Annotated in this window: 25 protein-coding genes and 2 pseudogenes; 21 read left to right on the forward strand and 6 right to left on the reverse strand. The window is 67.3% G+C overall.

Features of this window, described 5'->3' with window-relative positions; all coding sequences use genetic code 11:
- The 3 genes and pseudogenes from ACH107_RS15440 to ACH107_RS15450 all read left to right on the forward strand — a co-directional run.
- Positions 1-193: pseudogene (locus tag ACH107_RS15440) on the forward strand (hypothetical protein); the annotation flags it as partial.
- Positions 174-863, forward strand: coding sequence for an FAD-binding domain-containing protein (locus tag ACH107_RS15445; RefSeq protein ID WP_412506604.1), 690 nt, complete (start codon positions 174-176; stop codon positions 861-863). The pseudogene ACH107_RS15440 and the gene ACH107_RS15445, both read left to right, overlap by 20 nt.
- Positions 863-1,024 (forward strand): DUF2256 domain-containing protein, encoded by a 162-nt coding sequence (locus ACH107_RS15450; RefSeq protein ID WP_412506605.1) that lies wholly within the window; start codon positions 863-865, stop codon positions 1,022-1,024. Before ACH107_RS15445 ends, ACH107_RS15450 begins: the two co-directional genes overlap by 1 nt.
- Here ACH107_RS15450 and ACH107_RS15455 read toward each other — a convergent pair.
- Positions 1,008-2,222 carry a cytochrome P450 gene (locus ACH107_RS15455; protein ID WP_310690548.1) on the reverse strand — a complete coding sequence of 405 codons (1,215 nt, stop codon included), beginning with the start codon at positions 2,220-2,222 and terminating at the stop codon, positions 1,008-1,010. The two genes, ACH107_RS15450 and ACH107_RS15455, sit on opposite strands and share 17 nt — an antisense overlap.
- A gap of 142 nt (positions 2,223-2,364) precedes the next feature.
- On the opposite strand from ACH107_RS15455, the gene ACH107_RS15460 reads away from it, so the two are divergent.
- From ACH107_RS15460 to ACH107_RS15480, 5 genes are all read left to right on the forward strand, one after another.
- Positions 2,365-3,138: a gamma-glutamyl-gamma-aminobutyrate hydrolase family protein gene (locus ACH107_RS15460; RefSeq protein WP_310690547.1), complete on the forward strand. Its 774-nt coding sequence runs from the start codon at positions 2,365-2,367 to the stop codon at positions 3,136-3,138.
- Positions 3,139-3,447: 309 nt separating this feature from the next.
- Positions 3,448-3,897 (forward strand): isoprenylcysteine carboxylmethyltransferase family protein, encoded by a 450-nt coding sequence (locus ACH107_RS15465; RefSeq protein ID WP_310690595.1) that lies wholly within the window; start codon positions 3,448-3,450, stop codon positions 3,895-3,897.
- Positions 3,898-4,007: 110 nt separating this feature from the next.
- Positions 4,008-5,579, forward strand: a complete 1,572-nt coding sequence (locus ACH107_RS15470) for a Re/Si-specific NAD(P)(+) transhydrogenase subunit alpha (RefSeq protein ID WP_310690546.1) — start codon at positions 4,008-4,010, stop codon at positions 5,577-5,579.
- Positions 5,580-5,592: 13 nt separating this feature from the next.
- The gene (locus tag ACH107_RS15475) at positions 5,593-7,083 is read left to right on the forward strand and encodes an NAD(P)(+) transhydrogenase (Re/Si-specific) subunit beta (RefSeq protein WP_310690545.1); all 1,491 of its coding nucleotides are present in this window, start codon (positions 5,593-5,595) and stop codon (positions 7,081-7,083) included.
- A gap of 137 nt (positions 7,084-7,220) precedes the next feature.
- Entirely contained in the window at positions 7,221-7,586 is a 366-nt protein-coding gene (locus tag ACH107_RS15480) for a hypothetical protein (protein WP_412506606.1), read from the forward strand.
- 15 nt (positions 7,587-7,601) lie between these two features.
- Here the strand turns inward: ACH107_RS15480 and ACH107_RS15485 are convergent, their stop codons facing one another.
- Positions 7,602-8,147, reverse strand: a complete 546-nt coding sequence (locus ACH107_RS15485; RefSeq protein WP_412506607.1) for a pseudouridine synthase — start codon at positions 8,145-8,147, stop codon at positions 7,602-7,604.
- A 264-nt stretch (positions 8,148-8,411) separates the two neighbouring features.
- Between ACH107_RS15485 and ACH107_RS15490 the strand changes: the two genes are divergently transcribed.
- The 3 genes from ACH107_RS15490 (at position 8,412) to ACH107_RS15500 (ending at position 11,667) form a co-directional block, all read left to right on the forward strand.
- Positions 8,412-9,695: a DUF3422 domain-containing protein gene (locus tag ACH107_RS15490; RefSeq protein ID WP_310690542.1), complete on the forward strand. Its 1,284-nt coding sequence runs from the start codon at positions 8,412-8,414 to the stop codon at positions 9,693-9,695.
- A 212-nt stretch (positions 9,696-9,907) separates the two neighbouring features.
- Positions 9,908-11,071 carry a M20 aminoacylase family protein gene (locus ACH107_RS15495; protein ID WP_412506608.1) on the forward strand — a complete coding sequence of 388 codons (1,164 nt, stop codon included), beginning with the start codon at positions 9,908-9,910 and terminating at the stop codon, positions 11,069-11,071.
- The gene (locus tag ACH107_RS15500) at positions 11,071-11,667 is read left to right on the forward strand and encodes an SAM-dependent methyltransferase (RefSeq protein WP_310690540.1); all 597 of its coding nucleotides are present in this window, start codon (positions 11,071-11,073) and stop codon (positions 11,665-11,667) included. Before ACH107_RS15495 ends, ACH107_RS15500 begins: the two co-directional genes overlap by 1 nt.
- Positions 11,668-12,357: 690 nt before the next feature.
- On the opposite strand, the gene ACH107_RS15505 is transcribed toward ACH107_RS15500, so the two are convergent.
- Positions 12,358-13,092 (reverse strand): Crp/Fnr family transcriptional regulator, encoded by a 735-nt coding sequence (locus ACH107_RS15505; protein ID WP_310690539.1) that lies wholly within the window; start codon positions 13,090-13,092, stop codon positions 12,358-12,360.
- Positions 13,093-13,259: 167 nt separating this feature from the next.
- Here ACH107_RS15505 and ACH107_RS15510 point away from each other — a divergent pair, with 167 nt between their 5' ends.
- The 3 genes from ACH107_RS15510 (at position 13,260) to tig (ending at position 16,193) form a co-directional block, all read left to right on the forward strand.
- On the forward strand, positions 13,260-13,502 hold the full coding sequence (locus ACH107_RS15510) for a hypothetical protein (RefSeq protein ID WP_310690538.1): 243 nt from the start codon (positions 13,260-13,262) through the stop codon (positions 13,500-13,502).
- Between the two features lie 34 nt (positions 13,503-13,536).
- A complete protein-coding gene (locus ACH107_RS15515; RefSeq protein ID WP_412506609.1) occupies positions 13,537-14,634 on the forward strand; it encodes a fatty acid desaturase in 1,098 nt (365 codons plus the stop codon).
- 224 nt (positions 14,635-14,858) lie between these two features.
- Positions 14,859-16,193 (forward strand): trigger factor, encoded by a 1,335-nt coding sequence (gene tig, locus ACH107_RS15520; RefSeq protein WP_412506614.1) that lies wholly within the window; start codon positions 14,859-14,861, stop codon positions 16,191-16,193.
- 152 nt (positions 16,194-16,345) lie between these two features.
- On the opposite strand, the gene rplI is transcribed toward tig, so the two are convergent.
- Genes rplI through rpsF form a run of 3 tightly spaced genes read right to left on the reverse strand, consistent with a single transcriptional unit; the run spans position 16,346 to position 17,594 of the window.
- The gene (rplI, locus tag ACH107_RS15525; protein ID WP_412506610.1) at positions 16,346-16,978 is read right to left on the reverse strand and encodes a 50S ribosomal protein L9; all 633 of its coding nucleotides are present in this window, start codon (positions 16,976-16,978) and stop codon (positions 16,346-16,348) included.
- A 14-nt stretch (positions 16,979-16,992) separates the two neighbouring features.
- A complete protein-coding gene (rpsR, locus tag ACH107_RS15530) occupies positions 16,993-17,220 on the reverse strand; it encodes a 30S ribosomal protein S18 (RefSeq protein ID WP_310690535.1) in 228 nt (75 codons plus the stop codon).
- A 29-nt stretch (positions 17,221-17,249) separates the two neighbouring features.
- Positions 17,250-17,594, reverse strand: a complete 345-nt coding sequence (rpsF, locus tag ACH107_RS15535) for a 30S ribosomal protein S6 (RefSeq protein WP_310690593.1) — start codon at positions 17,592-17,594, stop codon at positions 17,250-17,252.
- 258 nt (positions 17,595-17,852) lie between these two features.
- Here rpsF and fabD point away from each other — a divergent pair, with 258 nt between their 5' ends.
- From fabD to ACH107_RS15570, 7 genes and pseudogenes are all read left to right on the forward strand, one after another.
- Positions 17,853-18,791: an ACP S-malonyltransferase gene (fabD, locus tag ACH107_RS15540; RefSeq protein WP_310690534.1), complete on the forward strand. Its 939-nt coding sequence runs from the start codon at positions 17,853-17,855 to the stop codon at positions 18,789-18,791.
- 36 nt (positions 18,792-18,827) lie between these two features.
- Positions 18,828-19,565, forward strand: a complete 738-nt coding sequence (fabG, locus tag ACH107_RS15545) for a 3-oxoacyl-[acyl-carrier-protein] reductase (protein WP_310690533.1) — start codon at positions 18,828-18,830, stop codon at positions 19,563-19,565.
- Positions 19,566-19,761: 196 nt separating this feature from the next.
- The gene (locus ACH107_RS15550; RefSeq protein WP_109386520.1) at positions 19,762-19,995 is read left to right on the forward strand and encodes an acyl carrier protein; all 234 of its coding nucleotides are present in this window, start codon (positions 19,762-19,764) and stop codon (positions 19,993-19,995) included.
- A 205-nt stretch (positions 19,996-20,200) separates the two neighbouring features.
- Positions 20,201-21,460 carry a beta-ketoacyl-ACP synthase II gene (gene fabF / locus ACH107_RS15555; RefSeq protein WP_412506611.1) on the forward strand — a complete coding sequence of 420 codons (1,260 nt, stop codon included), beginning with the start codon at positions 20,201-20,203 and terminating at the stop codon, positions 21,458-21,460.
- Positions 21,461-22,621 carry an endolytic transglycosylase MltG gene (gene mltG / locus ACH107_RS15560; RefSeq protein WP_412506612.1) on the forward strand — a complete coding sequence of 387 codons (1,161 nt, stop codon included), beginning with the start codon at positions 21,461-21,463 and terminating at the stop codon, positions 22,619-22,621.
- Positions 22,622-22,782: 161 nt separating this feature from the next.
- Positions 22,783-23,136, forward strand: a complete 354-nt coding sequence (locus ACH107_RS15565; RefSeq protein WP_412506613.1) for a hypothetical protein — start codon at positions 22,783-22,785, stop codon at positions 23,134-23,136.
- Positions 23,123-24,398 (forward strand): annotated as a pseudogene (locus ACH107_RS15570) (DNA-packaging protein). The gene ACH107_RS15565 and the pseudogene ACH107_RS15570 overlap by 14 nt, the downstream one beginning before the upstream one ends.
- Positions 24,399-24,674 lie beyond the last annotated feature (276 nt).

Here is a 24,674-nt window from a genome sequence, read left to right on the forward strand (position 1 = left end):
CGCCGAGAAGGAAGAGCTGGGAATCCTCGTCTTCGACGTGACCAGCGGGCCGGCGGATTTCATCGCCGAGAATCCCGACATCGTGTCCGCCTTCCTCGACGGCCGGGCGCCGCGACGGCTGGGCGGGGTCCTTGAAATCGTTTCAAAGCCGCCTGGCTTGGCGCGATCACTTCATGCAAAAGCTGGAGGATGAGCCTGCGCTGGAGTGGCACTGCCTGCATTCCGCCTACGAGGGCCTGCGCGGCGACGATCCCGACGTGCGCGCCGCCTGGGCCGAGGGGCGCACCGGCCTGCCCTTCGTCGATGCCTGCATGCGGTCGCTGATCCACACGGGCTGGCTGAATTTCCGCATGCGGTCGATGGTCATGGCGGTGGCCTCCTATCACTTGTGGCTGGACTGGCGGGCCACCGGGGAACACCTGGCGCGGCTCTTCACCGACTATGAACCAGGAATCCACTGGTCCCAGGTGCAGATGCAGTCGGGGACGACAGGCATGAACACCCTGCGCATCTACAACCCCGTCAAGCAGGGCCACGACCAGGACCCGACCGGCGCCTTCACGCGGGCCTGGGTACCGGAACTGGCCCCGGTGCCGGATGCCCTGTTGCAGGAACCCTGGCGCTGGGAGGGGGCAGGCCGGCTGGATTACCCCGCGCCCGTGGTCGATGTCGCGCAGGCGGCGCGGGCCGCGCGCGAAAAGGTCTGGGCGGTGCGCCAGGGCGCAGCCTTCCGCGGCGAGGCCATGCGGATCGTGGACAAGCACGCCAGCCGCAAGGACCGCGCCGGGCGCTTCGTCAATGACCGCGCCCCGCGCCGCAAACAGGCCAAATCCGACGCACGCCAGATGAAGCTGGACCTGTGATGGCCCGTATGCGCCGCAAGTCGGACCTGCCGCAAAAGACCTGCGCCAGTTGCGGGCGGCCTTTCAGCTGGCGCCGCAAATGGGCCAAGGATTGGGATAACGTGCGCTATTGCTCGCAACGCTGCCGCCGCGCGGGCAAGGTCATCAAGGGGCAAGCCTGACGGGCAGCCGCGCCGTGCCGCGCAGGCCCAGCCGCTTGAGCATCGGCAGACCCTCGGCCGGTTCGGTCAACTGCGCATCGGGGAAGCGGTCGAAAAGCGCGCGGGTGGCGATCTGTGCCTCGGTCCGGGCCAGTTGCATCCCCATGCAGATATGGCTGCCATAGCCGAAGCCGATGTGCCGGTTGGGCTTGCGGTCGGCCTCGAAGGCATGCGGGCAGGGGGCCTGTGCGCCGTCGCGGTTGGCCGCGATCAGCAATGGGACGACCCGGTCGCCGCGTTGCAGGGCCTGCCCGCCCAGCGTCACGGGCCGGGTGACGTGAAAGGCATTGGTGAACATCACCGGGGAATGAAACCGCATGACCTCTTCGATGAAGCGCGGCCAGGCCTCGGGCCGGGCCTGGAGATCGGCGCGCAGGTCGGGCGCCTGCAGCAGGGTCGAGATGGCGTTGCCGATCAGATGCGTCGTGGTGTCGAAGCCCCCGATGAACAGCGCGACGACCATGGCCAGCAATTCATCGTCCGAGAGGGTCTCGGGATCGCCGTCATGCACCTGCACCAGGTCGCCGATCAGCCCCTCACGCCCGCCCGCTTGGCGTATCCGCTCGAAATCCGCGCGGAAGTGGCGCGACAGGCGCCACAGCCCCGGCACCGCGCGGAAGAACCCCGGCACGCTGGCCACCGATCCCACGGGCGTGACCCAGCGGATCACCCGCGCGCGGTCGGCCTCGGGAATGCCCAGCACCTCGCAGATGGCCAGCAGCGGAAGGCGGCGATTGTAGTGCGTCACAAGATCGACCGGCCAGTCGGTGGGCAAGGCGTCCAGCAGCGTTTCGACGATCTGTTCCAGCTTGGGGCGCACCCGGTCGATGCCGATGCTGGAAAAGCCCGGTGCCGCCAGGCGCCGCAGCCGGGCATGTTCCGCGCCGTCCAGCATGGTGACATTGCGAAACAGCGGGTGGATGAAGCGCGGCGCCCACCAGAAGAACCGCTCGGGCGGCGGGTTTCCGGCCGTCACGGGATTGCGGCAGAAGGTGTCGGCATCGCCCAGCACCTGGTGGCTGTCGGCATGGGTCGTGGTGGCCCAGACCGGGCCGAGAATCGGCAGCTTCAAGCGGACCAGCCGCCCCTGCCGCTGCAAGTCGTCGATCAGCGGTGCCGGGTCCCGCAAGACCTCCTGGGCATGAAGATCGGGTTTCATGGTCGTGCCGCCCTCACGTCTTCGTTGCCTGCGGCCAGTCTGCCGGGTCTGTCATCCGGCCTGTGCGCTGGCGCAGGGTCGCGCGGCTTTGCAACCGCGACCTATGACCATATCTACAGTCTAGAACAATGGGGATAAAGACATGGCTCGACCGGTCGTCGGCATCATCGGCAATGCGCACCTGATCAACGACGAGTACCCGGCCCATGCGGCGGGGACGATGAACTCGACCGCCGTGTCGCAGGTGGCCGATTGCCTGCCGCTGATCATCCCGCCCGATCCGGGGCTGGTCCGGGTGGAGGACCTGCTGGACACCTGCGACGGCTTCCTGCTGACCGGGGGGCGGCCGAATGTCCACCCCGAGGAATACGGCGAACCCGAGACCGAGGCCCATGGCACCTTCGACCGGGGCCGCGACGCCATCGCCCTGCCGCTGGTGCGCGCCTGCGTCGAGCGGGGCCAGCCCGTCATGGGCCTTTGCCGCGGCTTTCAAGAGGTCAACGTTGCCATGGGCGGCACGCTGCACCCGGAAATCCGCGACCTGCCCGGGCGCGACAATCACCGCATGCCGCCCGACGGCACGCTGGAGGAGAAATTCGCCCTGCGCCACATCGTGACACTGAGCGAGGCCGGCCCTTTTGCACGGCTTTTCGGCGCGCAGCAGGTGTTGACGAACACGCTGCACGGGCAGGGGATCAAGGCGCCGGGCGGACGGATCGTCATCGACGGGCATGCCCCCGACGGCACGCCCGAGGCGCTCTATGTCCGCGATGCGCCGGGCTTCACGCTCTCGGTCCAGTGGCACCCGGAATGGAACGCCGACCAGGACCCGGTCTCGCGTCCGCTCTTCGAGGCCTTCGGCGCGGCCTGTCGCGCCTGGGCGGGCCAGGCCCGCCCGGCGTTGCCCACCGCGTAGGGGGCAAATCGGTCGTGCCGCCTGCGCCCGGGGCCGCCAGCCGATCCACCTCGCCGGGCTTGTCGTTGCCGCCGGGAAGTCGGACGTCGGGTTGTTTCTCGGTAGCCATGGGTCCCCGGTGTCCATGGTGCCTCGACAGTGCGGGACGCAAATGGGATACCGCGGCAATTGCACCGTCCATCTCGCGAGGACCGATATGCCCCGATCTGCCCGTCGATATCTGCCACGCGCGCCGAGGGCCGCGCCCGGCCCGCTTCCGATGGGACGTGGCAGACCTGCCATGCGATCGGGCGCCACGGCATGAGCCCGCTGCGCTGGATCGACATACCGCCGGTCTGGCTTGCGCTTGCCCTGGCCGCGGCCTGGCGGTCGGGCCAGTGGCGGCCCTTCGGCCTGACATTCGGTGGTGACTGGATCGGCCTGCCCGGCGGACTGCTGCTGGGGGCGGGGCTGGTGCTCATGGCCCTGGCCGTGGCCGAAATGCGGCGCCAGAAGACCACGGTGATTCCGCACATGGAGGCCGAACGGCTGGTGCAGACGGGCATTTTCAAGCGCACGCGCAACCCCATCTACCTCGGCGACGTTCTGGTGCTGGCGGGGTTGATCCTTTATTGGGACGTGCCCGTGGCGCTGCCGCTGGTGCCGGTTTTCGTCTGGATCATCGAGCGCCGCTTCATTCTGCCCGAGGAAAAACGCCTGCGCCGCAAGTTCCGGCAGGACTTCTTCCGCTACACCCAGAAAACCCGCCGTTGGCTGTGACGGGTGAGGCGAATTGTCGGAAATGGAACGGCCGTGCCGCATCGGCTTGAGAAATTTTGTTGCGCGCGATAGGCACAGGTGACTGCCTTAAGGAAAAGGGGGATTGGCCCGTGAAAATCGGTGCACCTAAGGAAATCATGGAGGGCGAGAACCGGGTCGCGATGACCCCGGCCTCGGCCAAGGACCTGCAAAAGCTCGGTTATGACTGCGTGATCGAAACCAAGGCCGGGGCGGCCGCAGGCTATGCGGACGCGGACTACAAGGAGGCCGGGGTCGAGGTCGTCAAAACCGGCGCCGCCCTGTGGAAAGCCGCGGACATCGTGGCCAAGGTCCGCATTCCGACAGAGGCGGAACTCAAGCGCCTGCGCGAGGGGCAGACGCTGATTTCCTTCTTCAATCCCGCCGAGAACGAGCAGGGCCTTGAACTGGCGCGCTCGAAGGGCGCGAACGTGATCGCCATGGAGATGGTGCCGCGGATCAGCCGCGCGCAGAAGATGGACGCCCTGTCGTCCATGGCCAATGTCGCGGGCTACCGCGCGGTGATGGAGGCCGGCAACAACTTCGGGCGTTTCTTCACCGGCCAGATCACGGCGGCGGGCAAGGTGCCGCCGGCCAAGGTGCTGGTCGTGGGGGCCGGTGTCGCCGGTCTGGCGGCCATCGGCGCCTCGACCTCGCTTGGTGCTGTCACCCATGCCTTCGACGTGCGCCCCGAGGTGGCCGAACAGGTCGAGTCCATGGGCGCCGAGTTCGTCTTTCTCGATTTCGAGGAAGAGCAGCAGGACGGCGCGGCCAGTGGCGGCTATGCCGCCCCCTCCAGCCCGGAATTCCGCGAGGCGCAGCTGGCCAAGTTCCGCGAGCTTGCCCCGGAGATGGACATCGTCATCACCACAGCCCTGATCCCGGGCCGCGAGGCGCCCAAGCTGTGGACCGAGGACATGGTCAAGGCCATGAAGCCGGGGTCCGTCATCGTCGACCTGGCCGCCGAGCGCGGCGGCAACGTCGAGGGCACGGTGAAGGACGAAAAGGTCGTCACCGACAACGGTGTCACGATCATCGGCTACACCGACTTCCCCAGCCGCATGGCAACGCAGAGCTCCAACCTCTACGCCACCAACATCCGCCACATGATGACCGACTTGACCCCCGAAAAGGATGGCCAGGTCGCGCATGACATGGAGGATGATGTGATCCGCGGCGCCACCGTGACCCATGGCGGCGAGATCACCTATCCGCCGCCCCCGCCCAAGGTGCAGGCCATCGCGGCGCAGAAGAAACCCGAGGTCAAGGAGCCGACCCCGGAGGAAAAGCGCGCCGCCGAGGTCGCCGCCTTCAAGGCGCAGACGCGCAACCAGGTCACCCTGCTGGGTACCGGCGGGGCGCTGATCCTGCTGGCGGGCCTCTATGCGCCGGCCAGCTTCATGCAGCACTTCATCGTCTTCGTGCTGGCGGTCTTCGTGGGCTTCCAGGTGATCTGGGGCGTGGCGCATTCGCTGCACACGCCGCTGATGGCCGTGACCAACGCGATCTCGTCGATCATCATCCTGGGCGCGCTGATGCAGGTCGGCGCGGGCAGTTGGCTGGTGATCCTGCTGGCGGCGGTCTCGATCTTCATGGCCGGGATCAACATCTTCGGCGGTTTCCTCGTCACCCGGCGCATGCTCGCCATGTTCCAGAAATCCTGAAGGGGAGCGGACAATGGACTTCGGATTCACCATCGCGGCCTATGCGGTCGCCGCTGTTCTCTTCATTCTCAGCCTGGGCGGGCTGTCGGGCCAGGAAAGCGCCAAGCGCGCGGTCTGGTACGGCATCGCGGGCATGGCGCTGGCCATCGTGGCCACGCTGATCGGACCGGGGGCGGGCTTCTGGCTGCTTTCGCTGGTGCTGATCGGCGCGGGCGGCGCGATCGGCGTCTATGTCGCACAGCGCGTGCAGATGACCGAGATGCCCCAGCTTGTCGCCGCCATGCATTCTCTGGTGGGCCTTGCGGCGGTCTTCGTGGGCTTCAACGCGCATTTCGAGATCGGCCGCGTGGCCGCGGCCTATGCCGCCGTCGACCTGCCCTTCCCGCAGCCCGAGTACGGCGCGCTGGCGGGCGCGGCCAAAGAAACGGCCGAGGGCTTCCGCGGCTTCGCCGCCATCGTCGCCAAGAAGACGGCTGTCGAGGTCAATATTCTGCGGGTCGAACTCTACCTCGGCATCCTGATCGGGGCGGTGACCTTCACCGGCTCGGTCATTGCCTTCGGCAAGCTGGCGGGCAAGGTTTCCTCGAAGGCCGAGAAACTGCCCGGCGGGCACATGCTCAATGCGGGCGCCGCGCTGATCGCGGTGATCTGCCTGGTGTGGTATCTCAACACCGGCGGGCTGCTGTCGCTGGTCATCATGACGCTGGCCGCGCTCTTCGTGGGCTATCATCTGATCATGGGGATCGGCGGCGCCGACATGCCCGTCGTCGTCTCGATGCTCAACTCCTACTCGGGCTGGGCGGCCGCCGCGATCGGCTTCAGCCTCGGCAACGACCTGTTGATCGTGGTGGGCGCGCTTGTGGGCTCCTCGGGGGCGATCCTGTCCTACATCATGTGCAAGGCCATGAACCGATCCTTCATCAGCGTCATCCTGGGCGGCTTCGGCGGCCCAGCGGGCGCACAGATGGAGGTCGAGGGCGAGCAGATCGCCATCGAGGCCGAAGGTGTGGCCGCGGCCCTAGACGAGGCCGACAGCGTCATCATCGTGCCCGGTTACGGCATGGCCGTGGCGCAGGCGCAGAACGCCGTCAGCGATCTGACCCGCAAGCTGCGCGGCAAGGGCAAGGATGTGCGCTTTGCCATCCACCCCGTCGCCGGGCGGCTGCCGGGGCACATGAACGTGCTTCTGGCCGAGGCCAAGGTGCCCTATGACATCGTGCTGGAGATGGACGAGATCAACGAGGATTTCCCCGAGACGGACGTTGTCATCGTGATCGGGTCGAACGACATCGTGAATCCCGCCGCGCAGGACGACCCCAACAGCCCCATCGCCGGGATGCCGGTGCTGGAGGTCTGGAAGGCGAAGCAGGTCTTCGTCTCGAAGCGCGGCCAGGGCACGGGCTATTCCGGGATCGAGAACCCGCTGTTCTTCAAGGAGAACACGCGTATGTTCTACGGTGATGCGAAGGGCTCGGTCGACAAGCTGCTGGGCCTGATCGACTAGGACCGCGCGCGAGGCCGATCATCAAGGGGCCGTCCTGCGGGTCGGCCCTTTCCTTTTGAGGCGGGGCCGGGGGGCTCGCTGGCCGTTCCGTCCGGCCGGGGTTGCGACTCGGGCCGGTGGGATGGCAGGCGCGTGTCATGGTCGATCAGGATGACGATACCGACGTCATGCCCCTTGTTGCCATCGGGGCGGCTCTGGTTGCGATCGGCGCCGCGCTTGCATCTGCGCGCCCACTGATCGGCATTCTGATCCTCGTGGGGGCGGTGGCGCTACTGGTTTTCGCCATTCTGCGCATCGTGCGCCGCCAGACGCCACGACAAGCGGCGCGTGGGACAGGACAGTCTGGCGCCTGGCTTTTGGCCACACTGGCGGGCATGATGCTATCGGGAGGTGGTGCGGCGCTCTCCGTGGTGCTCGATCCCATGACCGGCCTTGGCATCGCGCTCGGGGGTGGGGTGCTCTGCGGAGTCGGGGCTTGGCGGATGATTTTGGGCCGGGGATGATGGCCGTGTGCCAGCTCAGCTCCTGTCGGCTTGCCGCCATTCGCCGGGCGCCAGCGCGTCCAGCGCATGGGGGCCGATGCGCCAGCGCACCAGCCGCAACGTGGGAAAGCCGATATGGGCGGTCATGCGGCGGACCTGCCGGTTGCGCCCCTCGGTCAGGGTGATCTCGATCCAGCTGTCGGGCACCGATTTGCGAATCCGTACCGGCGGGTCGCGCGTCCAGATCGCAGGCGGGTTGATCCGGCGGGCCGTCGCGGGCCGTGTCGGCCCGTCCTTGAGCGTGACGCCGTGGCGCAGCGGCTCGAGGTCGGCCTCGGTCGGGACACCCTCGACCTGCACCAGATAGGTCTTGGACGTCTTGGACTTGGGGTCGGCGATGCGGGCCTGCTGGCGGCCGTCATCGGTCAGCAGCAACAACCCCTCGCTGTCGCGGTCCAGCCTTCCGGCGGGATAGACCCCGGCCGGCAGGCCAAAGCCCGACAGGGTCGGGCGTGTGGTCGGAGATTTCGCGTCCGTGAACTGGCACAGGACGCCCATGGGCTTGTTGAACAGGATCAGCATGGCACAGGTGATAACCGCTTGATCCGGGGCTGTCTGCCCCCTTGGGGTGCCGCCCGACCGCCACGGGGCGCGGCGCTGGCAGGGTGCGCGCCCCGTTTGTTTTCGACGAAAAGTCCGGGGGATATCAAGGCCTTCGGCGCACGCGGTGCCCGGTATACGGTCGTATCCATCTAACACATTGTTATTGAAGGGTTTTGCCCTTTTCCATCGCGCGGCGCTGGCCTATGCTGCGGGCAGGCGACCCAGACAAGAAACAGGACGACCATGACCGGACTCCAGGAACATCCCTTGCGCTTTGCGGTGGCCAATGAGCTGCACGCGCGGCCCTTTCCCCAGATCGAGGCGCCTTGCCGGGCGGCCTTCCTCGCGCTCAAGCCCGCCCAGAACGCGGCACAGCGCGATCGGGGGGCAGACCTTGCCCACCTCAAGGCGCTGCTGGATCGCTATGCCGCCCCGCACCCCGAAGAGGATGCGACGCACTACTTCGGCCAGATCGGCAAGTATCACCTGAAGTGGGAAAGCCACACCGAGTTCGTCACCTATACCATCTTCGGCGAGGGCGTGTCGGAAGCCCCCTTCGACGCGCGCACCTTCGCCGTCTTCCCCGAGGACTGGCTGGCGGCGGCCCCCGGCGTGCGCGTGACCTCGGCGCTGATCCGGGTCGAGGTGCAAGAGGGGGACGAGGGGATTCCCGAGAAGCTGGCCGACTGGTTCGTCGCCGACAGCCTGGCGGTGAGCCGGGTTCTGGATGATGCCGCCGTCACGGCGGCGGATTTTCGGATCGACCCCGGCGGACACATGCGCTTTGCCGTTTTCGCGCGGCGGCGCACGGGCGCGCGCCGCGTGGGCCGCGTGATTCAGCGGCTCTGCGAGATCGAGACCTACAAGGCCATGGCGATGCTCGGGTTTTTCAGTTCGAAGGATCTGTCGGGCAAGTTGGCGGGCCTGGACGGGCGGCTCAGTGCCCTGACGAGCGAGTTGAGCGGCGCAGGCTCGGGCGATACCGAAAGCACCCTGCGCCAGCTGCTGCAGGTCTCGGGCGAGTTGGAGGATCTCTCCACGGCCGCCGCGTTCCGCTTCGGGGCCACGGGCGCCTACGAGACCATTGTCAACCAGCGCCTGCAGGTGCTGCGCGAGGCGCGGTTCAACGGCCGGCAGACCTTCGCGGAATTCATGATGCGCCGGTTCGATCCGGCGATGCGGACCGTGGCCTCGACCAAGGACCGGCTGGAGGCAATGTCGGCCCGGGCGCTGCGGGCCTCTGACCTGTTGCGGACCCGCGTCGACGTGCAGCTGTCGCGCGAGAACAAGGTGTTGCTGGAAAGCATGGACCGTCGTGCCGACCTGCAATTGCGTCTGCAAAAGACGGTCGAGGGGCTGTCGGTGGTGGCGATCAGTTACTACGCCGTCAATCTGGTGCTTTTCCTGCTGGGGCCCTTGGGTGGGCAGGTGGGTCTGGACAAGCCCATGCTGGGGGCGCTGGTCACGCTGCCGGTGGTGGTCGCGGTCTGGGCGCTCGTGCAGCGAGTCCGCAAGACGATGGAGTGATCGGTCGCCCTAGCCGGTCCCGGCACGGTGGCAGGGCGGCGTGGCTGCGCCACGCAGGATGTCTCGGCGTCGCCGCCGGCGCCGCCTCGGGCCAGGGGCGCTGCCCCTCTGCTTTGCGGCATTCACCCCGGGATATTTGCGGCCAGAAGAGGCCCGGGCTTGTCATCGGGGTGGGGGCGTATCAGGTTTGCCGCAAACGAAGGAGAGGCCCGATGCCCGTCAAGAACCGATTTGCCGAGATGCTGCCCGAGATCACCGCCTGGCGGCGCGATCTGCACGAGAACCCCGAACTGATGTTCGACACCCATCGCACCGCCGGGATCGTGGCTGACAAGCTGCGCGCCTTCGGGTGCGACGAGGTGATCGAGGCGGTGGGCCGGACCGGCGTCGTGGGCGTGATCAAGGGCCGCGAGACGGGGTCGGGCCGGGTGGTGGGCCTGCGTGCGGACATGGACGCCCTGCCCATCGAGGAACGGACGGGTGCGGCGCATGCCTCGACGGTGCCGGGCAGGATGCATGCCTGCGGGCATGACGGGCACACGGCCATGCTGCTGGGCGCGGCGTGCTATCTGGCCGAGACGCGCAATTTCGACGGCACGGTGGTGGTGATCTTCCAGCCCGCCGAAGAGGGCGGTGGCGGCGGCAAGGTCATGTGTGATGACGGGTTGATGACCCGCTGGGGCATCCAGGAGGTTTACGGTATGCACAACTGGCCGGGCCGGCCCGTGGGCAGCTTCGCGATCCGGGCGGGGGGCTTTTTTGCTGCGACCGACGAATTCGACATCACCATTACCGGCAAGGGCGGCCATGCGGCCAAGCCCCATGACACGGTGGATCCATCGGTGGTGGCCGCGCAGACCGTGCTGGCGCTGCAGACCATCGTGTCGCGCGCGGTCGATCCGGTGGAACAGGCGGTGGTCTCGGTCACGGCGATGGAGACCGCGAGCACGGCCTACAACGTGATCCCGCAGGAGGTGCGCCTGCGCGGCACGGTGCGCACGCTGGATCGCGCGGTGCGGGCCCAGGTCGAAGAGCGGCTGATCGAGATCGCCCAGCGCACGGCGGCGGTCTTTTGCGCGCGGGCCGAGGTGGTCTATCACAAGGGCTATCCGGTCATGGTCAATGCGCCCGAGCAGACGGACTTCGCGGCCGGCGTCGCGCGCGCGGTCGCGGGGCAATGCGATGAGGCGCCGCTGGTGATGGGGGCCGAGGATTTCGCCTATATGCTGGAGGAGCGGCCCGGTGCCTACATCCTTGTGGGCAATGGCGATACGGCTATGGTGCATCACCCGGAATACGATTTCAACGACGAGACGATCCCGGCGGGCTGTTCCTGGTGGGCCGGGATCGCCGAGCAGCGGATGCCGGTGTCCTGATGTGGGAGGAGCGTTACAGTGCCGAGGGCGACTACCTGTTCGGGCGTGCGCCTGCGGCCTTCCTGACGGAAAATCCCTGGCTCTGGCAGGGGATGGAAAGCGCGCTTTGCGTGGCCGATGGCGAGGGGCGCAACTCGGTCTTCCTGGCCGGGCAGGGGCTGGATGTCGCGGCCTTCGACGTGTCGCAGACCGCGGTGGACCGGGCCGAGGCGCTGGCCGCCGCGGCGGGCGTGCGGATCGACACGCGGGTCAGCGATTGGGCCGGTTTCGACTGGAATCGGCAATATGACCTGGTGGTCGGTATTTTCGTGCAGTTCATGGGCCCCGACGACAGGCCCGGCCAGTTCGCCGACATGGCCAGGGCCCTGCGCCCGGGCGGGCGGCTGGTGCTGCATGGCTATCGGCCCGAGCAGGTGGATTATGGCACTGGCGGGCCGCCAAGCCGGGACAACATGTATACCGAAGGCCTGCTGCGTGACGCCTTCCCCGGCTGGAAGATCGAACGGCTGGCCGGCTATGACCGCGACGTGGACGAGGGCCGTGGGCATTCGGGGCGGTCGGCCTTGATCGATTTCGTGGCGCGCGAACCGGGGTAGGGGCCTGCGGTCCGGCAGCCTGCTGTATCGCGCGCCACGGCGACGCGCGGCCGTCATTTGCTGGAGTGACGTGATGCGGAAGCAGCCCGGACGGGCCGTCTGGGAGCCCGGGGGCGGCCGGTCGGGACTCTCGCGCCAGGTGTTGGACGACAGGCGATGGCGCGCAGTCGCCGAGAGGGGCATGGTGCTGATCGCGGTCGGCCTCGGCAAGAGGGTCTTGACCACGGCGCTGACCACCGGCCCTGAACGCACCTCGGGAAAAAGCGGCAGTCGATTTTTTTGAGAGCGGATCGCGTGGATGCGAATGCGCGCGACACGCTCAAGAACCATGCGCCGTAGGGCGACTTGGCAAACGGTCCGGGAAGCCGTGTACCTGACGACCGCCCGCGTCGGTTGTGGACATCGCTGATCCCCGGCGCGCCCGAGACCGCGGCGCGCGAGGTGGCGCAGGATTCTGTCCCACGGGCGCTGACGGCAGGGGATCGACCGATCCGACGCAGGAGGGTGAATGGCTGCGCCTGGCGCACCAGCCGCCCGCCTTTCGGGAGAGGGTACCACCGTCCCGCCGATGACGCCTGTCCCAGCAAGGTGCGGAGATGCGGGCAGTCAAAGGCTGCGTGACCGACTCCGCGTGGCGGATGCGGGGTGCTGCGCGCGAACAGGCCTTGTCCTGCCCCGCAGCTACGGCTTTCAGGTCAGCAGCGGGCCGTTCTGATCCAGATAGGCCGGGTCGAACTCGGCAAGCTCGGCAAGCCGGTCAGGGTCGTGAAAGGTGACGCGCCCCTCCCGGACGGTGACCAGCCCGTTTTCACGTAGCTGCCGCAGGACGCGGTTCACGTGGACCGCGCTCAGGCCCAGGGCATCTGCAAGGTGGTACTGCGTCAGCGGGCAGTCGTATCCCGCCTTGCCACCCAGGCCGACCAGCGCCAGGCGCGACCCCAGTTCCAGCAGGAAATGCGCCATGCGGGCCTCGGCGTCGCGCCGCCCGATATTGACGAGATGTTCCACGACCATGGCCTCGTCCCGCGAGGCGGCCCAGAGAATGGCCGTCGCAAGCCGTGGCGTCTGATCGAAGGCTTGCAACAGGTCCGCCGACATGACCTCGGCGGCCTGGCTGTCGACGATCGTCTCGAAGCTGTGATCCGAGGTGCGCAGCAGGACACTGCGCAGCCCCAGGAAATCGCCGGGAACCTGGAAATCTACGATCTGGCGTGTCCCGTCAGGCTGGATCTTGTAAGAGCACACCCAGCCGTCCGACAGGATGTAGGCGGCCTGCCCCGACTGCCCCTCATGCACGAGGTCGCGCCCGGCCGGAAAGGACCGGCGCCGCTGGTGCAGTCGCTCCAGCACCTGGAGTTCGGCCTCGGACAAGGTGACGAAACTCGAGAGCTTTCGCGTGAGCGGGCTGTTTGCCGTGGTGGTCATGGGCCTTTTCCTTGTCGCCATCCCCGATGCTGGGGTTGGGCAAAAATTCTGATGCAGCGACTGCTCTGGATCAGCCCATCATAGCGCATTTCCTGCCACAACGGGGGCATCAATAAGGAGTCGGCCGGCAGACGGCCGTTTCGCCGCAAGGATCAAGGAGCCCCACGATGCCCGTTCAAACAGACCATGCCGGCATGGCTGCCCTCTCGATCTGCGAGGCGCTCATGCTTGCCATGAACGACCGCGCGCTGCTGCCCGAGCACGAGATCATGGGGATACTCCGCGATGCCGCGGCGACACACGAGAACGCCGCCGGCACCGAGGCCGAAGCGGATGCGCACCGGGCCGTTGCGGGAATTATCAACCGAATCATCGCCGGCGGCAACTCCGTTCGCAGGCCGCCAGACTGAGAACCTCGACGAGAGAAAGGAGAGGACGCGCACAATGACTTTCGCGACCCGACAGGGTGAGGGGCCGACCGACCTTGGCCCGGCTCACCAGACCACGCGGACCGCGCAGGGCCCCGACGCGCCGGGCGAAACCGCGCTGCGGCCCTCGGACTGGACCCGGACACTGGCGGCCTACCGCCAGCCCCTCCCCGCGCGCAGCCTGTTCGAATTGACCGTCACGCTGGTGCCCTTCGTCGCGATCTGGGCCGTGGCGTGGTGGCTAGTCTCGATCAGCATGCTGCTGGCCATGGCCCTGGCACTGGCGAACGCGGCCTTCCTTGTGCGCCTGTTCATGATCCAGCACGACTGCGGGCACGGTTCGTTGTTCCGCGACCGGCGCCTGTGCGACTGGATCGGACGCGGGCTCGGGGTGCTGACGCTGACACCCTATGCCGTCTGGCGCCGGACCCATGCGATCCACCACGCCACGACCGGCAACCTCGACCGGCGGGGCGTCGGGGACATCCCCACGCTGACGGTCCAGGAATACCGCGAAAAGGGATGGCTCGGCCGGGCGCTTTACCGCCTGCTGCGCAATCCGGTTGTCATGTTCGGGGTGGTGCCCTTCTATACCTTCTTTCTGCAGAACCGGCTGCCTGTCCACCTGATGCGCTCCGGCTGGCGCTACTGGCTGAGCGCGATGGGCACCAATGCCGCCATCGGGTTCGTGCTTGCCGTGATCGTCTGGCTGGGCGGTTGGGATGTCCTGCTCTTCGTGTTCCTGCCGACCATGTTTCTGGCGGCGATCTCGGGGATGTGGTTCTTCTACGTCCAGCACCAGTTCGAGGACACCAGCTGGAACCACGAGGACGACTGGAATATCCAGGAGGCCGCCCTGCACGGAAGCTCGCACTATGCGCTGCCCGGCATCCTGCGCTGGATCACGGGCAATATCGGCGTTCACCACGTGCATCACCTGGCCAGCCGCATCCCCTTCTACCGTCTTGGCGAGGTGATCCGGGATCACGACCTGCTGGCGCGCTCCAAGCGGATTACGCTTTGGCAAAGCTTTCGCTGTGCGCGGCTGCACCTGTGGGACGAACAGCGCGGCAGGCTTCTGTCCTTTGCAGAGGCCCGGGCTGATTGCGCATGACGGGCCCACCGGCCCTGAGGGCGGCCGACGGTCAGGCTGCGATGACGAAACACACGGCCGCGCTTGCGCCCGGCCCTGTGGTCCTCCGCCCGCCTGGCCGCCTGCGTGATCGCGCGCGCAGGTGGGCAGTCCCCCTTGCACGCGGTCGATGTGACCCCTAGAAGGCCAATGATTTTGACCGCCGCGGACGCCTCCGCGGCCCCCATGCTATGGATAAGGACGACATGCAGGTCACCGAAACGCTTAACGAAGGTCTCAAGCGCGGCTACGAAATCACCGTCACCGCCGACGAATTGGACCAGAAGGTCACCGACAAGCTGGTCGAAGCCCAGCCCGAGGTGGAAATGAAGGGGTTCCGCAAGGGCAAGGTGCCGCTGCCGCTGCTGAAAAAGCAGTTCGGCGAGCGCGTGCTGGGCGAGGCCATGCAGGAGGCCGTCGACGGTGCCATGTCGCAGCACTTCGAGGACACCGGCGACAAGCCCGCCGCGCAGCCGGCGGTCGAGATGGTCGACGGCGAAAACTGGAAAGAGGGTCAGGACGTCAAGGTCAAGATGACCTATGAACGCCTGCCCGACGTGCCCGATGTGGACTTCGGCCAGATCAATCTGGAGCGCATGGTCGTCACGCCCACCGAGGCCGACGTGACCGAGGCGCTGGAAAACCTCGCAGAGAGTGCCCAGAACTTCGAGGACCGCGAGGCCGGAGCGGCGGCGCAGGACGGTGACCAGGTGGTCTTCGACTTCGTCGGCAAGATCGACGGTGAGGCCTTCGAGGGCGGCGCGTCCGAGGATTTCGCGCTGGTGCTGGGCTCGGGGCAGTTCATCCCCGGCTTCGAAGAGCAGATCGTCGGCGTGACAGCCGGCGAGGAGAAGACCGTCGAGGTCACCTTCCCAGAGGACTACGGCGCCGAGCACCTGGCCGGCAAGGCCGCGACCTTCGACTGCACCATCAAGGCGGTCAAGGCCCCCGCCAAGGCCGAGATCAACGACGAACTGGCCACGCAGTACGGCGCCGAGGATCTTGACTCGCTCAAGAGCCAGATCCGCGAGCGGCTAGAAAGCGAATTCGGAAGTGCAGCGCGGGCCGTGGCCAAGCGCGCCCTGCTCGACGAGCTGGACAAGGCGGTGGATTTCGAGCTGCCCGAAGGGCTGCTCGAGACCGAGGCCAAGCAGATCGCGCATCAATTGTGGCACGAGGAAAACCCCGAGGTCGAGGGCCACGATCACCCCGAGATCGAGCCCACCGAGGAGCACACCGCCCTGGCCCGCCGCCGGGTCAAGCTGGGCCTTTACCTGGCCGAGGTCGGCCAGGCCGAGGAGGTGCAGGTCTCGGACAGCGAGTTCACCCAGGCGGTGATGGAACAGGCGCGCCAGTATCCGGGCCAGGAACGCCAGTTCTTCGAGTTCGTGCAGCAGAACCAGCAGATGCAGCAGCAGATCCGCGCGCCCCTGTTCGAGGACAAGGTCGTCGATCTGATCCTCGAAAAGGCCGATGTGACCGAGAAAGAGGTCACCAAGGACGACCTGCAAAAGGCCGTCGAGGCGCTGGAAGACGAATAAGCGACGGTGCACCGTTGATCGGAAGGGCCGCCCTCGGGCGGCCCTTTTTGCGTTCGGCGCGTCATGCCGGCCTCTGCGGTCCGATCACAAAAGAAACCGCCCGCGGCCGGGGCCACGGGCGGTTCTGGTGTCTGTGAGTTGTCGAGACAGGCTCAGCGGTTGTCGCTGTCCTCGCCCTCCTCGGGGGTCTCGACAAGGCCCGAGGGGCCCTCTTCGAGCTCGTCGAGCTGCGAAGCGCCGATGTCGTCGAACAGCTCCTGGATCTCGAACTCGGCGGCGGCTTCTTCCTCGGCGGCGATCTGCTGGATGGACTTGCCCGAGGCCTGGACCTCGGCCTCTTCGGGCGAGCGCGCCACGTTGAGGGTGACAGTCGCTTCGACCTCGGGGTGCAGGTGGATGGTCACATCGCGCAGGCCCAGGTCCTTGATGGGGTCACCGATGACGACCTGCTTGCGGTCGATGTCGTAGCCCTCCGCCTTGGCCTCGCGTTCGATGTCGCGCGGCGAGACGGACCCGTAGAGCGACCCGCCGTCCGAAGCGGCGCGAATCACGACGAACGTGGCCCCGTCGAGCTTGGCGGCCAGCGCCTCGGCCTCTTTCTTAGTTTCGAGGTTGCGCGCCTCGAGCTGGGCCTTCTGGTCCTCGAAGGCCTTCATGTTGACCTCGTTGGCACGCAGGGCCTTGCGCTGGGGCAGCAGGTAGTTGCGCGCGTAGCCTTCCTTGACGGAGACGACTTCGCCCATCTGGCCCAGTTTGGCGACGCGTTCGAGCAGGATGATATCCATTGGTGCGGGTCTCCTTACTTGACCGAATAGGGCAGCAGGGCCAAGAACCGGGCGCGCTTGATGGCCTGGGCCAGCTTGCGCTGATTCTTGGCGCCCACGGCCGTGATGCGGCTGGGAACGATCTTGCCGCGCTCGGAAATGTAGCGCTGCAGAAGCTTGGTATCCTTATAGTCGATCCTGGGGGCGTTCTCGCCCTCGAAGGGATCGGTCTTGCGGCGGCGGAAAAACGGTTTTGCGGCCATGGTTTAGGGTCCTTTCCTGATGCGGTGGATTAACGGCGCTCGCGACGTTCGTCGCGTTTCTGCATCTGCACCGAGGGGCCGTCCTCGTGCGCGTCGACCTTGATGGTCATCACGCGCATCACGTCGTCATGCAGGCGCATCAGGCGCTCCATCTCCTGAACGGCCGGTGCCGGGGCATCGGTCCGCATCATGGCGTAGTGGCCCTTGCGGTTTTTCTTGATCTTGTAGGCCATCGTCTTGACGCCCCAGTATTCGGAATCGACGAGCGTGCCGCCGTTGTCCGAAAGGACGGTTCCAAAATGTTCGACAAGGCTTTCGGCCTGCGCGTTGGACAGATCCTGACGCGCGATCAAGACATGCTCGTAAAGCGGCATGTGCACTCCATTCATGTTTCGGCGCATTTCAAAGGGCGGGCAGTGCGCCTTCCGCACCCGTCCCACGAGAGGCTGCGCTGGTCATCAAGTCAACGCGGAAGGATGGCGCCTTATACATCTTGCGTGCCGGGGATCAAGCCCGGGCGCGGGGTGCGAACGTCTCCTGGCCGCGGTCGTGGCTGATGTCTGGTTTCTTGTGCCGCCCGGCCGGTTCGGCTAGGCCACGGGGGGAACGAGATCAAACGGGACAGCACCACGATGCGGGCATTCGTATTTCCGGGCCAGGGCGCCCAGGCCATCGGCATGGGCCAGACGCTGGCCGAGACCTATCCGGCGGCGCGCGCCGTTTTTGAAGAGGTCGACGCGGCCCTGGGCGAGGCGCTTTCGGCGCTCATCTGGGATGGCGAGATCGCCGAGTTGACCCTGACCCGCAATGCCCAGCCCGCGCTCATGGCGACCTCGCTGGCGGCGATGCGGGCGCTGGAGGCCGAGGGCGTGACCGTCGGGGCGGCGGACTACGTCGCCGGGCACAGTCTGGGCGAGTATTCCGCGCTGGCCGCGGCGGGCGCGCTGAGCATCGCCGACACCGCCCGGCTTCTGCGCATTCGCGGCGAGGCCATGCAGCAGGCGGTGCCGGTGGGCGAGGGCGCCATGGCCGCGCTGCTGGGGCTGGATTTCGCGACCGCCACGGCAGTGGCCGAGGCCGCTGCCCAGGGTGAGGTCTGCCAGGCCGCCAATGACAACGACCCCGGCCAGGTGGTGGTTTCAGGCCACAAGACCGCGGTCGCGCGTGCCGTCGAGATCGCCAAGGAAAAGGGCGCCAAGCGGGCCATGCTGCTGCCCGTGAGCGCGCCGTTCCACTGTCGCCTGATGCAACCGGCCGCCGACCGCATGGCCGAGGCCCTGGCCGAGGTCGAGATCGCCGCGCCAAAGGTGCCGCTGGTGGCCAATGTGCGGGCCGAGGCGGTGCGCGATCCCGACGAGATCCGCGAATTGCTGGTGGCACAGGTTACCGGCTCGGTGCGCTGGCGCGAGAGCGTGGCCTGGATGGCCGGGCAGGGCGTGACCGAGGCCTGGGAGATTGGCGCGGGCAAGGCCCTGTCGGGGATGATCAAGCGCATCGACCGCTCGGTCGCCACGCGCGCCGTTGGCACCCCCGAGGAAGTCGTGGCGGCGGCCGGGGTGCTCGACAGCTAGGGTGCCCGGACGGGGGCCCAGAAGAAAGGAAGAAAGATGTTCGATCTGACGGGAAAAACCGCGCTGGTCACCGGCGCATCGGGCGGCATCGGCGGGGCCATTGCCCGCGCCCTGCATGCCGCCGGGGCCACCGTGGGCCTTTCGGGCACCCGCGAGGCGCCCCTGCAGGACCTGGCCGAGGCGCTGGGCGATCGCGCCCATGTGCTGCCCTGCAACCTGTCCGACCGCGCGGCGGTCGACGGGCTTGTCGCGCGCGCGGGCGAGACGATGGGCGGTGTCGATATCCTGGTCAACAATGCCGGGATCACCCGCGACAATCTGTTCATGCGCATGAGCGACGAGGACTGGGACAGCGTGTTGGAGGTCAACCTGACCTCGACCATGCGGCTGTGCAAATCCGCCATTCGCCCGATGATGAAGGCCCGCTGGGGCCGCATCGTCAACATCAGCTCGGTCGTGGGCGCCACTGGCAACGCGGGCCAGGCCAACTATGCCGCCGCCAAGGCCGGCATGGTGGGGCTGTCCAAGTCCATCGCCCAGGAGGTCGCCACCCGCGGCATCACCGTGAACTGTGTCGCCCCCGGTTTCATCGCCACGGCCATGACCGACAAGCTGAACGACGACCAGAAGGCGGCGATCAACGGGCAGATCCCCGCCGCGCGCATGGGCACCCCCGAGGAGATCGCGGCGGCTGTGCTCTACCTGGCCAGCGAGGAGGCGGGTTACGTCACGGGAACCACGCTGCACGTCAACGGCGGCATGGCCATGTTCTGAGCCGCGCGGGGCGGATCCGAAAGCGTTTGCGTCGCGCAGAATCTCTGGTATAGGCCGCACAGTTTTCGCGGCCGGGTGCCTTGCCCGCCCGTCCGGGTCCTTGAGCAGGGCCGCAAGAGCCGCCCGGCCGCATCAACCCCGGCGAGGGCAACCCAAACAGGGGGCGCAAAGCCCCGAAGCGAAGTGAGGAACTATCATGAGCGATGTCGCAGACCGCGTCCGCAAGATCGTTGTGGAACACCTGGGTGTTGAAGAGGGCAAGGTGGTCGAGGGTGCGTCCTTCATCGACGACCTGGGCGCCGACTCGCTTGACACCGTCGAGCTGGTGATGGCCTTTGAAGAGGAATTCGGCATCGAGATCCCCGACGATGCCGCCGAGACCATCCAGACCTTCGGTGACGCGGTCAAGTTCATCAACGACGCCAGCTGAGGCAGGCCCCGCCGGAAAGCGGACGCAGCGGAGGCGACAAAGCAGATCGCACAAGGGCGGGCCGCGCGGCGCCGCCCTTTTTCGTGTGTCCCGGCCGGGGGTTGCGCGGGTGGCGCGGCGGTGCCGATCACGCCGGTGGGCCTTGCCCCGCGCCCCCGGGCCGGGCTATCAGGTTGCGACGAAACTGGAAGTCGAGGGGCAGAGCATGCGTCGAGTAGTGGTAACCGGATTGGGGCTTGTCACGCCGTTGGCCGACGGGGTGGAAGAAAGCTGGACGCGGCTTCTGGAGGGCGAGAGCGGCGCCGGTCGGATCACCAACTTTGATCCCGAGGGCTTTGTCACCACCTATGCCTGCGAAGTGCCTTATGGCGACGGCACGGGCGGCACCTTCAACCCCGATCACTACATGGCGCCCAAGGAGGCCCGCAAGGTCGATACCTTCATCCTCTTCGCGATGGCTGCCGCCGAACAGGCTGTCAAGGATGCCCGCTGGACGCCCGAGACCGAAGAGGCGCTGCTGCGCACCGGCGTGTTGACGGGCTCGGGGATCGGCGGGCTCAATTCCATCGCCAACACCGCCCTCATGATGAAGGAAAAGGGGCCGCGCCGGGTGTCGCCCTTCTTCGTGCCGGGGGCGCTGATCAACCTGATCTCGGGGCAGATCGCCATCCGGCACGGCTTCAAGGGGCCGAACCATGCAGTGGTCACGGCCTGTTCGACGGGGGCGCATGCCATCGGCGACGCAACGCAGCTGATCAAGGCGGGCCGGGCCGATGTGATGATCGCGGGCGGGGCCGAGGCGGCGATCTGCGAGATCGGCATCGCCGGGTTCAATGCCTGCAAGGCGCTGTCGACCAAGCGGCCGGATGACCCGCAAGCGGCCAGCCGCCCCTATGACACCGACCGCGACGGTTTCGTCATGGGCGAGGGCGCTGGCATGGTCGTTCTGGAGGATTACGAGCATGCCAAGGCGCGCGGCGCGAAAATCTATGCCGAGGTGATCGGCTATGGCCTGACCGGCGATGCCTATCACATCACCGCCCCCTCGGAGGATGGCGAAGGCGGGTTCCGGTCCATGCAGGCCGCACTCGAGGACGCGGGGCTGGAACCGGAGGCCCTCGACTACATCAACGCCCATGGCACCAGCACCATGGCCGATACCATTGAACTGGGCGCGGTCGAACGCCTGCTGGGCGATCACGCGGGCAAGGTCACCATGTCCTCGACCAAGTCGATGACCGGGCACCTGCTGGGTGCGGCGGGGGCCATCGAGGCGATCTTCTCGATCCTCGCGATCCGCGATCAGGTGGCGCCGCCGACGATCAATCTGGACGATCCCGCGGTCGAGACGCCGCTGGATCTGGCCGCCAACGCGAAGGTCGCGCGCCGGATCGACGTGGCACTGTCCAACTCCTTTGGCTTCGGTGGCACCAACGCGAGCGTGCTGTTCAGGAAGGCCGACTAGATGTGGCGACATATCGCCAGCAACGCGCTGACCTTCCTGATCGTGCTGCTGTTCCTGCTGGCCGGGGTGATCGGCTGGGGCAACCGCGAGTACCGCGCCGAGGGCCCCTTGGAGACCGCGATCTGCCTGCAGGTCGACCGTGGGTCCAACATGCGCGTGGTCAGCGAGGACCTGGCCGAGATCGGTGCAATCACGCAACCGGCGATATTCCGCATCGGCGCCGACTATTCCGAGAAGGCCGGCCAGCTCAAGGCCGGGTCCTTCCTGGTGCCCGAGCGTGCCTCGATGCAAGAGATCATCGAGATCGTGACCGCCAGCGGCCAAAGCACCTGCGGCACCGAGATCGTCCACCGCATCGGGGTGGCGCGGGTGCGCACCGAGGTGCGCGAGTTGAACCCCGAGACGCGCGCATACGAAGAGCTGGCGCAGTTCGACCTGGGCGACGAGGACGAACCGGCGATCTACGCCGAGAAACGCCGGGCCCCGGACACGCAGTATCGCGTCATCGTCTCGGAAGGGGTGACAAGCTGGCAGGTCATGACCGGGCTGAACGGGCTGGAGCTTCTGGACGGCGAGATCGGCGCGGTGCCCGACGAGGGCAGCCTTGCGCCGGGCAGCTATCAGATTGCGCCCGGGGATGAGGCGGCGGCGCTGCTGGCCCGGATGCAGGAGGCGCAGGCGCGCATTCTGGCCGAGGCCTGGGCGGGGCGTGACGCGGGCCTGCCGCTGGAGAGCCCGCAAGAGGCGCTGATCCTGGCCTCGATCGTGGAAAAGGAGACCGGCGGCTACGACGAGGTGCGTCAGGTGGCCAGCGTCTTCGAGAACCGGCTGGCGCGGGGGATGCGGCTTCAGACCGACCCGACGGTGATCTATGGCCTCACCGAGGGGCGCGGCGTGCTGGGCCGGGGCCTGCGCCAGAGCGAGCTGCGCGCCGAAACCCCCTACAACACCTATGTGATCGACGGGCTGCCGCCCACACCCATCGCCAACCCGGGCCGGCGGAGCATCGAGGCGGTGATGAACCCGGCCGAGACCGATTACATCTACTTCGTGGCCAAGACCCTGGACCCGCGCGACGGGCACAACTTCGCGACCACGCTGGCCGAGCACAATCGCAACGTTGCGGCCTACCGTGCGCTGGAGGCCGAACAGGCCCAATGAACGCAACGCCCGGTCACGGGGCCGCAAGTTTTGACGGACCGCGCGGTCTGACGTAGATTTTCCATATGCTGGACAGGCTTTGACGGCCCCCGGGGACCAACCCCCGGGGGCCGTTTTCATCGCACGCTCGCTGGGCGGAGCAACCAGTGGGGTGGACCCTTATGAGCAACCAACGCGGCGGCAAACCCGCCGATCAGGAAATCGCTGCTGAACGTATCAAGGAGGCTAGGCAGCTCAATCGAAGCATCAACGAGACCCTCAACCGCATCCTCGCCGATCTGCAGGCGGGCCGGTTGGACGAGGTCAGGGACCTGGCAACCAAGCAGAAACAGCTGGAGACGGCCTTGGCGCAGGCCCAGAAACTGGAGGCGCAGTTCAATGAAAGGTTCGGAACCGGGCTTGAGAGCGGCGAGATCGACGTCAGGCGGGTCCGACTTGAGATCGGGTGCAGACTGGCTCGCATCCGCAGGTGCTGCCGAGAGAAAGGCCTTCCTCAGGCAGATGAAGGCGACTGAGCTGCGCGCGCTGCCGTATCTCTTCGACTTCTGGGCGCTGGGGCATCAAGTGCCCCCTGCGGGAGACTGGCGAACCTGGGTGATCCTGGGCGGGCGCGGCGCGGGCAAGACCCGCGCCGGGGCCGAATGGGTCCGCTCCATGGTAGAGGGGTCGCGTCCGCGCGACCCCGGCCCGGCGCGGCGCATCGCCCTGGTCGGCGAGACCATGGACCAGGCGCGAGGTCATGGTCTTTGGCGAAAGCGGCCTGCTGGCCTGCACGCCGGACGACCGTCGCCCGAAGTGGATCGCCGGGCGGCAGATGCTGGTCTGGCCCAACGGGGCGACGGCGCGGGTGTTCTCCGCCCATGACCCTGAGAGCCTGCGCGGCCCGCAGTTCGATGCGGCCTGGGCCGATGAGCTGGCAAAGTGGCCCAAGGCCGACGCGGTCTGGCCGATGCTGCAGTTCGGGCTGCGGCTGGGCCGCCAGCCGCGCGCCTGCGTGACCACCACGCCGCGCCGGGTCAGGGCGCTGACCGACCTGCTGGCGCGGCCCTCGACGGTGCAGACCCATGCCCCGACCGAGGCCAACCGGGCCTATCTGGCCGATACCTTCCTTGAGGAGGTCATGGCCGAATACGCCGGCACCCGGCTGGGGCGGCAGGAACTGGATGGCGTGCTATTGTCGGATGTCGAGGGCGCGCTCTGGTCCACGGCGGGGCTGGAGGCCGCGCGGGTGGACGCGGTGCCCGAGCTGGACCGCATCGTGGTCGCCGTGGACCCGCCCGCGGGGCAGGGGGCGCAGGCCGACACCTGCGGTATCATTGTCGCCGGGGCCTGCACCCGAGGCGCCCCGAAAGACTGGCGCGTCTACGTTCTGGAGGATGCCAGCGTGCAGGGATGTTCGCCCATGGGCTGGGCCGCCGCCGCCCTGCGCGCCATGGCCCGGCACGGGGCCGAGCGGTTGGTGGCCGAGGTCAACCAGGGCGGGGCCATGGTGGAAAGCATCGTGCGGTCGCTGGACGATACGGTGCCCTACAAGGCGGTCCATGCGGGCAGGTCCAAGGCGGCGCGGGCCGAGCCGGTGGCCGCGCTTTACGAACAGGGGCGCGTGGCGCATCTGCGCGGGCTGGGCGATCTGGAGGATCAGATGTGCCAGATGACGGCGCAGGGCTACCAGGGGGGCGGCTCGCCCGACCGGGTCGACGCGCTGGTCTGGGCGATCACCGAGCTGGTGCTGGGGCCGGCCCGCGCCCATCGCAGCCCACGGATGCGATCCCTGTAACGAGATTTGCACCAGGGGTCTGACCGCGCCGCCCTTCGGGGCGGCTTTTTCTGCTTCGCATCAAACATTTGCCGCCGTTGCCTGCGCAGCGCACGGGGCGTTTTCAACCCGTTCAGGGTAATGCCTGTACCGGGGCACGGTTCTGAGACAGCGCGTTGCGCTGGTTAGGCCGCCATCTTAACCCCCGTGACGGCTTCGGGTTCAAGGGCTTTTTGCTCGGCCCTGATCTGATCGGGTGTTTTGTACCCGTGACGCTGCCGTAGCCATGAGGCATTG

This window comes from Roseovarius halophilus (ex Wu et al. 2025) (genome assembly GCF_047086965.1).